The sequence below is a fragment of the Mycobacterium sp. P2_H7 genome, from assembly GCF_056403275.1.
Genome location: NZ_JBFUFU010000019.1, coordinates 19139 through 34328 on the forward strand (window position 1 = coordinate 19139; position 15190 = coordinate 34328).

Consider the following 15190-nt stretch of genomic DNA (forward strand, 5'->3'; position numbering starts at 1 on the left):
CAGCGTGCACCTGGATCGCGAGTGCCCGCGCAATCGCGCTCTGGGGGCACGCTCGACGTCCCGTCGGCACCGCAATACCCACTCGAATACCCACTCGGCTCTGGACGCCCGCTGCTTACGCGCATAAGCTCGCCGTGGTTTGCCCATCAGGGCCCGCGGATCGTGAGCGGCCCGGCGAAAGGATGACGGACGTTGAGTACCACCATTGCGGTGTATGACCCCTCCAGCGAGGAGCAGATCGCCGAGGTCCCCGATTCCGACCAGGCCGCCGTCGACGCGGCGGTGGCGAGAGCACGCGAGACCTTCGAGTCGGGTGTGTGGCGCAGGCTGCCCGCCGCGCATCGGGCCGAGGTCCTGTTCAAGGCCGCCGAGATCATCAAGCGCCGCACCGAGGAACTGGCCGAGATCGAGGCCCGCGACAACGGCATGAACGCGATCGCCGCGCAGCAGATCATCAAGGTCGCCAACGAGATGCTGATCTACTACGCCGGCTGGGTCGGCAAGATCCATGGGGAGTCGGCCAACCTGGTCTCCGACGGCCTGCTCGGCCACTTCGAGGAGTACCACACCTTCACCCAGCTGGAGCCCGTCGGCGTCGTCGGCCTGATCATCCCGTGGAACGGCCCGTTCTTCGTGGCCATGCTCAAGGTGGCGCCGGCTCTGGCGGCGGGCTGCAGCGCGGTGCTCAAGCCCGCCGAGGAGACGCCGCTCTCGGCGCTGAAGCTCGAGGAGATCTTCCGTGAGGCCGGCCTGCCCGACGGCGTCCTCAACGTCATCACCGGCTACGGCGAGACCACCGGTGCGGCGCTGACGGCGCACCCGGATGTCGACAAGATCGCTTTCACCGGTTCCACGGAGGTCGGCCGGCTGATCGTCGCGGCCGCCGCGGGCAATCTCAAGCGCCTGACCCTCGAGCTCGGCGGCAAGTCGCCGCTGATCATGTTCGACGACGCGAACCTGGAGAAGTCCATCATGGGTGCGGCCATGGGACTGCTCGCCGGTTCGGGGCAGAACTGTTCCTGCACGTCACGCATCTACGTCCAGCGCAAGATCTACGACCAGGTGGTCGAGGGCCTCGCCGGATTCGCCCAGATGCTGCCGATGGGCGGCTACGAGGATCCGACCTCGGTGCTCGGCCCGCTGATCAGCGCCAAGCAGCGCACCCGCGTCGAGGGCATCGTCAACGACGGGGTGGCGGGCGGTGCCGAGGTGATCACCGGCGGAAAGCCGATGGATCGTAAGGGCTATTTCTACGAGGCCACGATCATCACGAACACCACGCCGGACATGCGCTTGATCAAGGAGGAGATCTTCGGGCCGGTCGGTTCGGTGATCCCGTTCGACGACGAGGAAGAGGCGGTTGCGGCCGCCAATGACACCGAATACGGCTTGGCCGGCGCGATCTGGACCGAGAACCTGAGCCGTGCCCATCGCGTCGCGAATGCCCTGCGCGGCGGCCAGATCTGGGTGAACTCCGCGCTCGCCGCCGACCCGTCCATGCCGATTTGCGGGCACAAGCAGTCAGGCTGGGGCGGCGAGCGCGGAAAGAAGGGCCTGGAGGCCTACTTCAACACCAAATCGGTGTACATCGGGCTCTGACCGGCTAGCCGCCGGTGCCGACGCAGACCGGACCTGCGCAGGCTCCGGCGCCACCGGGACCGGCGCTGGCTCCTGCCCCGGGCACGCCCGCGGTGGCGCCACCCGGACCGGCGCCTGCTCCTGCTCCGGGCACGCCTGCGGTGGCGCCACCCGGCCCGGCACCTGCGCCGGCTCCGGGCACACCTGCCGTGGCCCCGCCCGGACCTGCGCCGGCACCGGGGGCGCCGGTCTCGGTCATCGAGGGTGCGGGTGTCTCCATGGTGGTGGTGACGGTGGTCGTCGGGGCCGTGGTGGACTCCGTCGTCGTCGAGGTGGTGGAGGTGGAATCACCGCTGCCCTTGTCCGAGCTGCAGCCCGCGGTCAGGCCGCCGAGCAGTACGGCGCCTGCGACGGCGGCGGCAAGAGGGACACCACGAACGATCTGGGCGACAGTCATGTGAGGCTCGATTCTCTCGGAGTACGGCAACGTGCGAGTCGCTAGTACCCCGTTTCGAATCACATTAAGCAGAATCGAGCACGGTTATCTGTCGTGCTGCCGGGGCTGGTAGGTGGCCCGAACCGCCTCGGCCGACAGCGGCCGGCTGAAGAAGTTGCCCTGGACGAAATCGCATCCCAGCAGTTTCAGTTTGTCGGCGGTCGCCTGGTTTTCGACACCCTCCGCGGTGGTGGTGATGCCCAGTTCACCGGCCAACTCGATCATGGCCTTGACGATGGCGGCCGCGCGTTCGTCGTACACGATCGGTGCGACGAACGGCCGGTCGATCTTCACGTCGTCGATGGGCAGCACGCGTAGATACGTCATCGATCCGTAGCCGCTCCCGAAATCGTCGATGGCGACACGCACGCCGGACTCGCGCAACCGGTGCAGCACGCTGCGTGCCTGATCCAGGTCGCTGATCAACAGGTCCTCGGTGATCTCGACGGTCAGCGTGCTCGCGGCGACGTGGTGGTCGCCCAGCAGGGACGTGATGCGCCGGGGCAGCGCCGGGTCGATCAACGTCGGCGCCGACATGTTCACGGCCACCGGTATGGCGGGGCCGGTGGTGCTCCACCATGCGGCGTCGCTGATGGCCCGCTGGAGCACGATGTCGGTGACCGCGTCGAGAAGGCCGAGTTCGCCGACGAGTGGGAGGAAGTCGGCGGGGGAGAGCACGCCGAGTTCGTCGTGCGGCCAGCGCAGCAGGGCCTCGACACCGGACAGCGTCTGGGTGCGCAGGTCGAACTTGGGTTGATACAGCAGGGTGAGGTCGGCGTTGTCGACCGCCACGCGCAGCTGGTGGATGAAACGCACGTGGTCCAGGCCGCCGCGCCACCTGGGCGCCGCCAACTCGTGGCCGGGCGGGTCGGTGGCACACAGAGATTGGCCCGCCGAGGGGGCGTTTCGGGCGCCCTCAAGTGCCGCCAGCGCGTCCGCGAGCAGACCGTCGGCGGTGACGGGATCGAGCGCGTCGGCGGCGGGGCAGGCCAGGCCGTAGCGGACGTGGACGTGGACGTTCGTGCCCGACAATCCCAGCGGTTCGCCGAAGGTGGCGACGATATCGGTCGCGAGAGTCGTTGCCGCATCGCAGGTGTCGTCGACCACGATGGCGAGGGTGTCTTCACTGAGGCGGGCCACGGTGCGCGCGGGTCCGGCGTTGGCCAGGACCCGCGCCCGGGCCTCGTGCAGCAGCGCCTCGGAGACCCCGGGCCCGACGGCCGCCTTGATCATCGCGAAGTCGCTCAGCCCGATGATGACCACGCAGATGGGGCTGGCCCGCTCGGCATGGCGCCGGACGCTGTTCCTGAGATGCTCGTTCAGTTGCCGCCGGGTGGCCAGGCCCGTCGCGGGTGTGGTGGCGCGGAGCAGTCGCCGGTTGTGGTCGAGCAGAAGCAGTTGGCGTCCCACCACCGCGGCCGCCATCACCAATCCGATGCTGAACACGGCGATCTGATTGTCGGAGTCGGGCCACAGGTACAGCGAGCCGAGGGCGGTGGCGACGATCAACGGCGCGACGGGCAGCCATTGATGAAGGCGTGACGGCGCCGCACGGCTGGCAGTGTCGATGGCAGGACCGGGGTGCGAGGTGGTCGCGGCGAGAGCGAACGCGTAGAGGCCGCAGGCCCACGCCACGACCGGCAGGACCGTGATGTCGCCGCCGCTGCGGGCGAGCTGTCCGTAGAGCACGCCGCCGGTGCCCAGCAGGAAGAAGCCCGTTGCCGCCAGGCTGGGTGACCACCGCCGGCCCGCACCGGACTTGGAGATGACGACCGTCGTGACGACGGCCAGGCCGAAATACGTCGCGGTGAACGGCATCGACATCGCCCACGGCATATCGAGGCTGATGTCGTAGTGGCGCGCGGCGATCACCGCGATCATCAGCAGGGACGAGGTGATCAGGACGCCGTCCAGCAGCAGGCGCAGACCGAATCCCGTGCCCGATGTGCTCGGCACCAGCACCGCGGCGATCAGTCCCGAGACGGGCAAAAGAGCGTAGCCGAGCCCGAGGCACCATCCGCTGACCGCGCCGGCGGAACCCGAGATGGCGGCAGCGGCCCAGACTGCGTCGCCGAGCACCCAACCGCTCAGTCCGACGGCCAGCACGGCCCATGCCGACCGTTGCCCACCGCGTGCCGCACGCGCCGCCCGAAATGCGCATCCGGATGCCAGTGCGCCGACGGCCAGGAGTCCGAGCGGTGCCGTGGCCGCGGGCAGTGCTGCTTTCCCGACGAGCATCGCGACGACGAACACCGAGAGACCGATCCCACCGAGAGCTCCGGCAACTCCCTTCGCGCGGCCGGTGCGCAGCGGTGGAAGTAGCGACGGGCGTCGGGCAGTGTCAGTCGCCACTGCTACTCGAGACCATGCCGATGATCTTCCCCAATTGTTTGCTATTTTACCTTCTAGTTAAATTGTTGCCGACGCTATCTACCGGCGTGGATGGCTTGCGTGCAACCTCCTGTAGGTCATAACCTCGTGTTTTAGGCGAAGTCATTGTGACAGATTCCCGGACCGGCCCCAAGGGGGTGTGACAACTAGATGCCAGTGACGATGAGCTCATCATTGCATGTGAACGGTGATTTTCACGCCGCTCTGGGTGCGCGACACACATGTCGTGCCGAGTCGGAGCGCGGGTCCTTCGGTGCCTTCAGAAGTATTCACCAGCGGCGCGTCGAGGCGCTTGATGATGCAAATAGTGTATTAAGTTGTGATCATGGCGATGTAAATATTATTTGCTGTGAGACGTCCACGGAGAGGAAGCTCGACGGCGAGCCGATCGGTGATGTGAACCGGCGCGCGTCGTCCGTGCGGTGACGATGTACCACAACGACGAGTTATGGGCCGCGTATGGATCCGACGGCGGCTACAGGGGGGAAGCGTTGGGCACTCCCGGCGGCCACCTCGTCCGAGGTGGTGACCATTTGGACGTCGGGGGCAGTACCTTCGGCGCGTCGGACGATGCCCAGGGGTTCCGTCACCTGATCGAGAGCAGTCCCGGTGCGGTGTTCGTGCACGACGGCGGGAGGGTGGTCTACGTGAACCCCGCGGCAGCGCGATCCGTCGCCGCCGCTTCCGCCGACCAGGTGCTGGGCCGGTTGATCACCGAGTTCGTCGATCCCGAGGCAATCCTCGTCGCGTTGACGCGACCAACCGAGGCACACGAGCCCGTCGTATCGATGTTGTCCCGCCTCGACGGCAGTGTGCTCGACGTCGAGGCGGTCACCACGCCCACGACGTGGGCGGGTCGCAGTGCCCATCAGACCGTGCTGCGTGAGATCTCCTCCGGCAGCGCCGCGCAGCGCGCAGCTGCGGGCCGCGCCATGTTGGTCGACCACGTGCCCGACGCAATCATCTCGACCAACCGCGACGGTGTGATCACGCACTGGAACCCGGCGGCCGAGGCAATGTACGGCCGGCACCGCGACCAGGTGCTCGGCCACCCGATCAGCGAGGCCGTGGGCGCGCCGCTCGACCCGGCCGTGCTCGCCGCCGGTGGCGTGCTGCACACCACTCATCACACGGCGACCGGATCTCCGGTTTCCGTTCGAACCTCCGCCGCGGCAATGGATTCCGGCTACGTGCTGGTATCCGCGGAGCATCCCGTCCAGCAGCGCGGCGCCGACCATTTCCAATCGGTGGTCAATTCGCTGGATCGCGGGATCGTCGTCATTCGCCGGGACGGCAGCATCCACTCGATCAACCCGGCCGCGGAGCGCATCCTCGGCTACGGCGTCGGCGGATTCCCCGGCACGAACGCCGAACGCGCGCTGGACTTTCCGGTCTTCGACACCGACGGACATGTCCTGCCCGCCGCGCAACGACCGGCCAACATCACCTTGCGCACCGGGCAGTCCGTGCATGACCGCGTGCTCGGACTGCGTCGCTACGACGGTCATCAGACGTGGATCTCCTTCACCGCCACCCTTCTTGACCCCGATGACGCCGAACGCTCGCCGGTGCTCCTGTCGCTGGCGGACGTCACCACCGAGCACGTGACCAACCAGCAGTTGCGCCGGCACGCGCACCACGACGCACTGACCGGCCTGCCCAACCGGATCCGCACGCTCGCCCTCATCACGGCGGCACTGACGCCGAGCGAAAATCCGCAACTGGCCGCGGTCATGTTCATCGACATCGATCAGCTCAAACAGGTCAACGACACCCTGGGGCACCATGCGGGCGACCAGGTGCTGATCACCAGCGCCGAACGTCTGCAGGGGGTGCTCCGTTCCGCGGACACGCTCACCCGAGTGGGCGGGGACGAGTTCGTGGTGCTCATCGCCGCGCCGGCGAACGGCGACGATATCCGGCAGGTCGCCGAGCGGTTGCACGATGCGCTGAAAGGTCCGGTCCTCATCGACGGCCAGGCTGTCACCGCCAGCGCGAGCATCGGCGTCACGGTCATCGACACGGATCGACCGTCGACACCCACCGAGATCCTGCGCCGGGCGGACACCGCCATGTATCAGGCCAAGGCCAGCGGGCGCGGTCGCACACGCTTCTACGCACCGCGCAACGGAGCCCACTACCGGTTGCACGACGGCACGCCGCTGCAGCACCTGTCCGACGCGGATACCGCAGACGGCGTCCCGGACTGACGGACGTCGAAGTGCCCGCCGAACGCCGCCCGGTTCAGCCCGCGTGGACCGGCGCGGGAATCGGTGCCGGTCGTTCGACCGGGGCGCGCCGTTCGAAGGTGGCCACCACCGAGGCGATCACGACCGCGGAAATGGCGAGTGTGTCTGTCCAGCCCAGTGTCTGGCCGAGCAGCGACCATCCGGCGACGGCGGCCACGGCCGGCTCCAGGCCGACGCGCCGACGCTGGTCGGAGATCAGCTGCGGTAGCGGGCCAGTTGGTCGGTCAGTTCCTCGGCGTAGGCCAGTTGTCGGATGAGTTTGACGCAGGCTTCCTCGGCCCGGGTGTGGCATTCGGCCACGTGGGCCGTCGCCCGGTCCCGTTCGGCCGGGGAAGCGGCCGGCGCGGCGAGGGTGTCCAGTGCCGCCAGGAGTTCACGCATCTCGTCGAGACTGAACCCCAGGGGCTTCATCCGGCGGATCGCCAGCAGCCGGTCGACGTCGACGGAGGTGTACAGCCGAAAGCCGCCCACCGACCGCGCGGACGGCACCACCAGTCCGACCTCGTCGTAGTGCCGAATTGTCTTGATGGACAGTTCGGTTCGGGTAGCGACCTCGCCGATCTGCAGGTGCTCCTGGTCGTCCAATGACGTCTCCCTGAGAGTGCGGGCTAGTGGTCTGCGGTGAGCCGGCCGCTGAGCTGCGCATGGCGCTGCGCACTGTTGTCGTTCATCCCGACAATGCTGACGCTCTTGCCCTTGGCCGCGTATTTGGTGGTGATGGCGTCCAGGGCGGCGACGCTCGAGGCGTCCCAGACGTGGGCCTGACTCATGTCGATGACGATGTGGGCCGGGTCGCCGGCGTAATCGAACTGGTAGACCAGATCATTGCTGGAGGCGAAGAACAGCTCACCCCTGACCGCATACGTGCGGGTGTCGTCGGCACGGGAGAGCTCGAGCACCTCGGTGAGATGCGCGACGCGACGGGCGAACAGCACCATCGCCGTCAGCGTCCCCACCCCCACCCCGAAGGCCAGGTTGTCGGTGGCAACGGTCACCGCGACGGTGGCAAGCATGACGGCGGTCTCGCTCTTGGGCATGCGCCGCAACGTCTTCGGGTTGATGCTGTGCCAGTCCAGCGTGCCGACCGACACCATGATCATGACGGCGACCAGCGCGGCCATCGGAATTCTGGCCACCACATCGCCGAGTCCGACGACGAGCACCAGCAGCAGGGAACCGGCCAGGAAGGTCGAGATGCGGGTGCGCGCATCGCAGGCCTTCACGTTGATCATCGTCTGACCGATCATCGCGCAGCCGCCCATGCCACCGAAGAACCCGGTGACGATGTTGGCCACACCCTGCCCGACGGCTTCGCGTGACTTGCCCGAATGTGTGTCGGTGATGTCGTCGACGAGCTTGGCGGTCATCAGCGATTCCAGCAGCCCGACGACGGCCATCGCCAGCGCGTAGGGACCGATGACCCCCAGCGTGTGCCAGGTGAACGGCACGTCCGGGATCAGCAGTGCGGGCAGGCTCGACGGCAACGCTCCTTCGTCGCCCACATTCGGTATCGCCCAACGGAATCCGACGGTGGCCGCGGTCAGCACCACGATGGCCACCAGCGGGGCGGGAATCGCAGACGTCAGCTTGGGCAGTGCCACGATGATGGCGAGCGCGGCCACCACCATCGGGTACACCAGCCACGGCACGCCGATCAGGTGGGGCAGCTGGGCCACGAAGATCAGGATCGCCAGTGCGTTGACGAAGCCGACCATCACGCTGCGCGGCACGAAGCGCATCAGCTTGGCGACACCCAGCAGGCCCAGCGCGATCTGTATGACGCCGGCCAGGATCACCGTGGCGATCAGGTACTCCAAGCCGTGGCTGTGCACCAGCGGTGCGACCACCAGGGCGACGGCCCCGGTGGCGGCCGAGATCATCGCCGGCCTGCCGCCGACGATCGCGGTGGTGACCGCCATGGTGAACGACGCGAACAGGCCCACCCGAGGATCCACGCCGGCGATGATCGAGAACGAGATCGCCTCGGGGATGAGGGCCAGCGCCACCACGAGACCGGCGAGCACCTCGGTGCGCAGCCGACGGGGCGAACGCAGCGTCCCCGATATCGATTGCTGCTGTTGCGGTGTGAGCAGATTGCCGGGAGGCCGGTTCATCGGTACTTCCGTTCCCGTGTCGAGAATGCGCGAATGGACACGCAGCGTTGCGTGAAAGTAATTGCCGGAAAGCCGAATTGGTGCTCGTGTCACCGACTGGGTGGGCACGGCGCATTCGGGCCGCGGACACGAACTCTACCCCTACCGGAGGGTTGAAACCCAAATCCGGCGGGCCGGATGTGCCCAACGCCTCAGTGCCGTGGCCCAGATTCGCGGTCGTCCTTCGCCGCCACCGGAAGCATGTTGGGGTGGAAGAACTTCAGCCACGTGTAGGGGTGCTCGGGTGAGGTGGTCCCGCCGAGGATGAAGGTGCGGTCGGTCCGGCGGGCCCGCGCGATGGTCGCCAGCCAGGTGGCCACCGTGCTGATCCGGTTCTCGACGCCGGTGAGAAACGCGATGTGGATGAAGCCCCAGCCCAGCCACCCGAAGAACCCGGCCAGGCGCACCGGGCCGGCTTGCAACAGTGCGTGCCCGCGGCTGATGTACGCCGCCGAGCCGAGGTCGCGGTAGCGGAAGGGGCGGCGTGGCTTGCCGTCCAGCTCCCGGCGGATGGAGGCGGCGGCGTGCAGACCGCCCTGCATGGCGTTCTCGGCGACGCCGGGCAGCTTGTCGCGGCCGACCAGATCGCCGATGACGAAGATCTCCGGGTGTCCCGGCACCGACAGATCGGGTTCCACGGCGATCCGCCCGGCCCGGTCGGCATCGGCTCCGGTGACTTCGGCGACCCGGCGAGCGAAGGGCACCGCCTCGACCCCCGCGGTCCACAGCACGGTGCGCGCCGCATAGTCCTCGGCCGGGCCGCCGTCCTTCGGCGTCACCGTCACGCCGTCGGGCCTGACGTCGGTGACGTGCACACCCATCCGCTGTTCCACGCCGAGGTGCTCGAGCGCGCGGGTCGCCTTCTCGGTGAGGTCCGGGGCGAAACTGCTCAGGACGCAGGTGCCGCCGTCGAACAACAGCACGCGGGCCTCCTCGGGCTGGATGCTGTGGAACTCGTGCGCCAGGGCGCGGGTGGCCATCTCCCGGATCTGGCCGGCCAGCTCCACCCCGGTCGGGCCGCCGCCGGCAATGGCGAAGGTCAACCAACTGTCGCGCTCGGGGCCGGGCGGAAGGGTCTCGGCGATCTCGAAGGCTCCGAAAAGCCGGCGCCGGATGCCCAGGGCGTCGTCGAGGGTCTTCATGCCGGGCGCCCACTTGGCGAACTCGTCGTTGCCGAAATAGGCCTGCCGCATGCCCACGGCCACCACCAGCACGTCGTAGTCCAGGGTGAAGGTGGTGTCGTCCGGCCTGCGCGCGGTCACCCGGCGGGCGGTTGCGTCGAGGTCGACCGCTTCACCGAGCAGCGTCGTCACATTGGCGTGCCGAGCCAGTTCCTCGCGCAGCGAGCGGCTGATCTGGCCGATGCTCAAGGTCCCGGTGGCGCACTGATAGAGCAGCGGCTGGAAGACATGGCAGGCCGCGCGGTCCAGGAGGGTGACGTCGACGTCGACCTTCCCGAGCCGGCGCGCGCAGAACAATCCGCCGAAGCCACCGCCGATGATCAAGACCCGTGTCCGAGAAGACGCCATGCATCCCGGTGTACCCGCTCCGACGCGGTCCGTGTGCGGGAACCCGGCATCAACTCACGTGCTGTCCAACCGCGGGTAGACCATTTCCTGGACGACGAGCTGAATGGCCGCCGCGACGGGGATGGCCACCAGGGCGCCGACGATGCCGAGCACGGCGCCTCCGATGAGCACGGCGACGACGGTCACCAGCGCCGGCACGTCGACCGCGCGCCCGATGATCCGCGGGATCAGCCAGTAGTCCTCGGCGAGCCGGAACACGACGAAGAACACGATGGTCGCCAACCCGACGGGCAGGGACACCGTGAATGCCACTGCCGCGACCACGATGCCGGCAATCGTCGAGCCGACCACGGGCACGAGGTCGAGCAGGGCGACCAGAATGCCCAGCAGCAGCGGGTAGGGAACGTTGAAGGCCGACAGCCAGATCAGGGTCGCCGCTCCTGCGACGAACGAGATGACCAGATTGCCCAGCAGGTACGCGCCGACCTTGGCGAAGACCTCATCGCCGATCAGAATGGCCCGCGGCCGGCGGGAATGGGGGACCAGCCGGTACAGGAAGGTCCGGATCCGCGGCAGGTCGATCAGGAAGTAGACGGTCAGCACGACGACGATGACGGTGTCGACCACGGCCTCGAAAACCGCTGAACCCGCGCTGATCACCTGATTCACCGCCGATCCGCCGGAGGCGCTGAGAAGGTCGGTGAGCCGCTGCTGGAGCTGAAATCGTTCGTTGAGCCGGCCGATGGTCGACGAATGGTCCTGGGCTTGCTGCAGATAGAGCGGGGCCTGGGCGATGAGCTCGCTGGCCTGTTGCGACAGCGGGGGGATCGCCGCAGCGATGAACCCGGCCAGCAGCGCCAGTACGACCAAGAAGACGACGGTGGTCGCGGCCCAGCGGGGGACCCGGTGGGCCGCGAGCAGCGACACGGCGGGCTCCAGTCCCAGCGCCAGGAAGAAGGCGACGAAGATCAGCAGCAGCATGGAGGATGTCAGCGAGAGCAGTTCCACGGCGCCATAGGTGACGGCCACCCCGGCGGCGGCCGACATGCCGATGAAGAACGGGGAGCGGCGGTTGAAGCGCCGTCCCGGCTCGCCGAGCGGGCGCTCCTGCGAACTGAGATCGGCGGCAATCTGTTCGGCCTCGGCCACCGGGCCTTCCTCGGCGGCGGTGTGCGGTTGGGCGACGCGGTCATGATGCCCATCCACGGCGGGACCGTCCTTCTCCGGCACAGCGGAGTCGTCATGCGACATGATCACCACGACCTCCAACGGCCGACGCGGGATGCGACCACCTAGGAAGTACCCGTCGCGCGCGTAAATTAATCGTGGAGCGGAAAGGCTTAACGCAGAGCCGGTTTCGCCAGACTCATCGCGGCGGTCAAGGTCCGCTCGTAGACCCACTCGTATTCCTGAGCGATGCGTTTCCAGCTGTACCGACCGCGAGCCCGCGCCCGGCCGGCAGCACCCATACTCTGGCGCAGGAAAGGCTGTGCGATCAACGATTTGAGGGCCTTCGCCAACGGGCCCGGCTGCCCGGACGGAACGAGGAAGCCGGTGACGTCGTCGATGACGGTGTCGCTGTGGACGCCGATATCGTTGGCGACCAACGGAATGCCCGCCGCCATGGCCTGCAGGACGGATGAGTGGTCGGTGGCGGAAACCGCTGTGCAGGTGGCGATATCGGCAAGGGCCAGGTGCCGCCCCACGTCCGCGGCGGTGTCGACCACCTCGAGCCGGACGCGATCCTGCAGACCGAGGGCGGCCGCGAGCCGTTCGCAAACCCGCAGTTGCTCGAGCTGTGCCGGGCGGGCGAGGCCCAGGAAGTGCGGTGTGCCCGCAATCCTGGCGAGGGCGTGCACCACGACACCGAATCCGGGATCCCGGTCGTCGGTGCCGGGAAGGCCGACGATCAGCGGCTCCGTCCCCGCCGCGGCGGGCGGCGTCGGCGACACCAGGTCCACATCGATTCCGTCGGTGACCACCGATATGCGTCCTCGCGAATGGCGCAGCCGGGCAACGGTTTCCAGCTCCTGATTGGAGTCGACCGTCACCCAGGTGGCCATTCGGAGGACCTGCGCCGCCAAACCTGCCTGGGCGCCCGTCGGCGACGTGCCGTGGAACGTCTGCACCGTCGGCAGTCCGCAACGGACCGCGGCCAACTGTGCGAACAGTCCGATCGGCCAGGTATGGGCGTGCACCACATCGGGCGGGTCGAGCCGCCACGCGCATTCCAGCCCGTCGACGAGTTCGCCGTCGGTTCCGGCTATGGCCACGACGTGCTTCGACGCGGTGCGGGATCCGGGTAGCGGCGCACCCCCGAGCAGGTAGACGACGACATCGTGACCCGCCGCAGTTAGCAGGGTCGGCAGCGACCGGCTGTGCTCCGCGCCTACTCGCTCGCTGTCCGTCCCGAGGGTGATGGCGATCTTCACCGCGACCACCTCCTCGTCGCGCGCACGCGATCATCGGTTAGGGCTTACCCCGCAACGGTGGTGGGCAAACATCGCGGACAGCCCCGTGCGCCGGGCTACCTGGGTTGTGCGCCGAGCGCCAGCCCGAGGAATCCACCAACAGCAGACCACAGCGCCGTACTGGCCGTCCACACGGCGGGAGTGAGGGCCATGTGGTGAGCGAGATCCGCACGAAGCGAGCCGAATTGGGTCTTCCAATATGCCGCCGCCAGGATGCAGGCGCCGACGATGAGCACGACTCGCAGCACCGTCGCCCCGTGCCGGCCGATGCGTGTCGCTACTACAGCGATGACACCGGCCCACGCTGCGGCGGCCATCGCCGTGTATCCGAGCAACACCGTGCGATCGACCACGCGGCGGCACAGGTACAGGTCAGCGCAGTCGGGATGCCGGGACAAGACGGTGTAGGCACCCAGGACGATCGCAAGGAGCACGCCCGCTGTACCGACGATCAACGCTGTACGTCTGAGCGCGAAGGCCGCCATGACGTGAAGGCTAGCGCGTGGTCAGACCCGTGCACCCACGACACGGTCCGCCAGCGCCGCGATCGGGCTCTCGTCGAGATGGTCGAGCAGGTCCCGAGGGTCGTCGTAGATCACGGATGCACCGGCGCAGTCCAGTTCGCAGGTCCCCACTCCGCCGCTGCGCAGCCCGATGGTGACGACACCGGCGCGCCGGGCGGCCAGGGCGTCCCATGTCGAATCACCGACGAACACCGCACAGGAGGCGTCGACGCCGGCCCGTTCCAACGCCACATTCACGATGCCCGGATCGGGCTTGGCCATCTCGACGTCGCGGGAGGACGTCACCAGCGAGATGACGTCTTCGCAGTCGAGCACGCGCCGCAGCAGCATCAGTTCGTCTTCGGGCGCCGACGTGGCCAGCACGACATGCATACCCAGGTCGGACACCCGGTGCAGCAGGTCGCGCGCTCCCGGCAACACGGTCAACTGCGCGGCCATCTCCCGGTAGAACTGGCTGTGGTGGTCCTTCAACCGGTCCTGGACCGCCTCGTCCGCACCGCGCGCCAATGTCCGGATCAACATGTCGCCGTCCATCCCGATGCTGCGATGCACCCGCCAGGCGGCAACGGGTTGGTCTTCCACCTCGAAGGCGCGTACCCACGCCTGAACGTGAACGTAATTGGAGTCCACCAGGGTGCCGTCGACATCGAAGAGCACAGCAGGTACATCCGAAGAAGCGGGCCGCATCACTTGCTCCTCATCTCGCGCCGAATGGTCTTCGGTTCAGGTACCCGAAGGGCTACGGCGACAAACTGAGGTCACGACACGGCGGCGCGCAGGGGGGCGAAGGCAAAGGCGGCAAGCCCCTCGGCGGGCGAGATGGCGGCACCGAAACCCAATCGGGCACGGGCCCGTTGGGGGTCGGCCACGATGTGGCGGACGTCGCCGCTGCGATAGCGGCCCGTCACCGCGGGCTTGCTCTGCCCGCGCGCCTCACACAACCAGTCGGCGACCTCGCGGATGGCGACGGGCCGGCCCGAGCAGACATTGAAGGCTTCGAAGGAGCCGAGGTCCGAGCCGACGGCCGCGGCATTCGCCGCGGCGACATCATCGACGTGCACGAAATCCCGCATCTGCCCGCCGTCCTCGTAGACGTCGGGCAGCACGCCCGCCTCCAGGGCTGAGCGGAAGATGGCGGCGACGCCCGAATACGGTGTGTCGCGCGGCATCCCCGGTCCGTAGACGTTGTGATAGCGCAACGCGACGACCGAGCCTCCGGTGGCCTCGGCCCAGGCCAGTGCGTAATGTTCCTGCGCCGCTTTACTTGCCGCGTAGAGGCTTCGGGGACGCAGCGGCTGATCCTCGTCCACCAGTCGCCACTGCAGCGGCTCGCCGCCGACCGGGCATCGGTGTTCGAACACGCCGGCGTTCAGGTCGGACCTGGAGCGCGGCAGGGGGTCGACCGGGCCGTGCTCGGGACAGTCGTATCGGCCCTGTCCGTAGACCACCATCGAGGACGCCAACACCAGCTTGCGGCACCCCGCCGCGAACATCTCCGCGAGCAGCACCGTGGTGGCGTAGTCGTTGTGACTGCCGTAGGACGGCGCGTCGGCGGCGTCGACCCCGGCACCCACCACCGCGGCCTGATGGCAGACGACATCGACGCCGCGGAGATGTTCGGCAAGACCGGCCGCGTCGCGCACGTCCAGCCGCGTGCAGCCCTGCGGGGGTGTGGAATCCGGTCCGTGCGCCTGCGCCAGCATCGCGTCGACAGCGACCACCTCGTGCCCGGCGGCGGTCAGGGCGGTGGCGATCCGGCCGCCGATGAAGCCGGCTGCACCGGTGAGTAGCACTCTCAT

13 protein-coding genes are annotated in these 15190 nt (G+C 68.1%); 2 read left to right on the forward strand and 11 right to left on the reverse strand.

Annotated features, from left to right (window positions below; translation table 11 throughout):
- Window positions 1-192: 192 nt before the first annotated feature.
- Window positions 193-1599, forward strand: coding sequence for an aldehyde dehydrogenase family protein (locus AC1DY7_RS25395; protein ID WP_477496509.1), 1407 nt, complete (start codon window positions 193-195; stop codon window positions 1597-1599).
- 4 nt (window positions 1600-1603) lie between these two features.
- Here the strand turns inward: AC1DY7_RS25395 and AC1DY7_RS25400 are convergent, their stop codons facing one another.
- Window positions 1604-2035: a hypothetical protein gene (locus AC1DY7_RS25400; protein WP_477496510.1), complete on the reverse strand. Its 432-nt coding sequence runs from the start codon at window positions 2033-2035 to the stop codon at window positions 1604-1606.
- An 84-nt stretch (window positions 2036-2119) separates the two neighbouring features.
- Window positions 2120-4426 (reverse strand): putative bifunctional diguanylate cyclase/phosphodiesterase, encoded by a 2307-nt coding sequence (locus tag AC1DY7_RS25405; RefSeq protein WP_477496511.1) that lies wholly within the window; start codon window positions 4424-4426, stop codon window positions 2120-2122.
- 467 nt (window positions 4427-4893) lie between these two features.
- Between AC1DY7_RS25405 and AC1DY7_RS25410 the strand changes: the two genes are divergently transcribed.
- On the forward strand, window positions 4894-6675 hold the full coding sequence (locus AC1DY7_RS25410; RefSeq protein ID WP_477496751.1) for a diguanylate cyclase domain-containing protein: 1782 nt from the start codon (window positions 4894-4896) through the stop codon (window positions 6673-6675).
- Window positions 6676-6709: 34 nt separating this feature from the next.
- On the opposite strand, the gene AC1DY7_RS25415 is transcribed toward AC1DY7_RS25410, so the two are convergent.
- From AC1DY7_RS25415 to AC1DY7_RS25455, 9 genes are all read right to left on the reverse strand, one after another.
- A complete protein-coding gene (locus AC1DY7_RS25415; protein ID WP_477496512.1) occupies window positions 6710-6871 on the reverse strand; it encodes a hypothetical protein in 162 nt (53 codons plus the stop codon).
- A gap of 38 nt (window positions 6872-6909) precedes the next feature.
- Window positions 6910-7299 (reverse strand): MerR family transcriptional regulator, encoded by a 390-nt coding sequence (locus tag AC1DY7_RS25420; protein WP_477496513.1) that lies wholly within the window; start codon window positions 7297-7299, stop codon window positions 6910-6912.
- A gap of 23 nt (window positions 7300-7322) precedes the next feature.
- Window positions 7323-8828 carry a SulP family inorganic anion transporter gene (locus AC1DY7_RS25425; RefSeq protein ID WP_477496514.1) on the reverse strand — a complete coding sequence of 502 codons (1506 nt, stop codon included), beginning with the start codon at window positions 8826-8828 and terminating at the stop codon, window positions 7323-7325.
- A 191-nt stretch (window positions 8829-9019) separates the two neighbouring features.
- Window positions 9020-10396 (reverse strand): NAD(P)/FAD-dependent oxidoreductase, encoded by a 1377-nt coding sequence (locus tag AC1DY7_RS25430; RefSeq protein WP_477496515.1) that lies wholly within the window; start codon window positions 10394-10396, stop codon window positions 9020-9022.
- A gap of 54 nt (window positions 10397-10450) precedes the next feature.
- Window positions 10451-11647: an AI-2E family transporter gene (locus AC1DY7_RS25435; protein ID WP_477496516.1), complete on the reverse strand. Its 1197-nt coding sequence runs from the start codon at window positions 11645-11647 to the stop codon at window positions 10451-10453.
- Between the two features lie 89 nt (window positions 11648-11736).
- Window positions 11737-12828 (reverse strand): glycosyltransferase family 4 protein, encoded by a 1092-nt coding sequence (locus AC1DY7_RS25440; protein WP_477496517.1) that lies wholly within the window; start codon window positions 12826-12828, stop codon window positions 11737-11739.
- A 95-nt stretch (window positions 12829-12923) separates the two neighbouring features.
- Complete coding sequence (locus AC1DY7_RS25445; RefSeq protein ID WP_477496518.1) at window positions 12924-13352, reverse strand: hypothetical protein; 429 nt, start codon at window positions 13350-13352, stop codon at window positions 12924-12926.
- 21 nt (window positions 13353-13373) lie between these two features.
- Entirely contained in the window at window positions 13374-14078 is a 705-nt protein-coding gene (locus AC1DY7_RS25450) for an HAD family hydrolase (protein ID WP_477496519.1), read from the reverse strand.
- Window positions 14079-14149: 71 nt separating this feature from the next.
- Window positions 14150-15190 carry an NAD-dependent epimerase/dehydratase family protein gene (locus AC1DY7_RS25455; protein WP_477496520.1) on the reverse strand — a complete coding sequence of 347 codons (1041 nt, stop codon included), beginning with the start codon at window positions 15188-15190 and terminating at the stop codon, window positions 14150-14152.

Excerpts from the sequence above, each read along its gene's own strand:
- AC1DY7_RS25455 (WP_477496520.1), bottom strand. The coding sequence starts at position 15,190 with ATGAGAGTGCTACTCACCGGTGCAGCCGGCTTCATCGGCGGCCGGATC.
- AC1DY7_RS25445 (WP_477496518.1), bottom strand. The coding sequence starts at position 13,352 with ATGGCGGCCTTCGCGCTCAGACGTACAGCGTTGATCGTCGGTACAGCG.
- AC1DY7_RS25450 (WP_477496519.1), bottom strand. The coding sequence starts at position 14,078 with ATGCGGCCCGCTTCTTCGGATGTACCTGCTGTGCTCTTCGATGTCGAC.
- AC1DY7_RS25430 (WP_477496515.1), bottom strand. The coding sequence starts at position 10,396 with ATGGCGTCTTCTCGGACACGGGTCTTGATCATCGGCGGTGGCTTCGGC.
- AC1DY7_RS25410 (WP_477496751.1), top strand. The coding sequence starts at position 4,894 with ATGTACCACAACGACGAGTTATGGGCCGCGTATGGATCCGACGGCGGC.
- AC1DY7_RS25400 (WP_477496510.1), bottom strand. The coding sequence starts at position 2,035 with ATGACTGTCGCCCAGATCGTTCGTGGTGTCCCTCTTGCCGCCGCCGTC.
- AC1DY7_RS25435 (WP_477496516.1), bottom strand. The coding sequence starts at position 11,647 with ATGTCGCATGACGACTCCGCTGTGCCGGAGAAGGACGGTCCCGCCGTG.
- AC1DY7_RS25425 (WP_477496514.1), bottom strand. The coding sequence starts at position 8,828 with ATGAACCGGCCTCCCGGCAATCTGCTCACACCGCAACAGCAGCAATCG.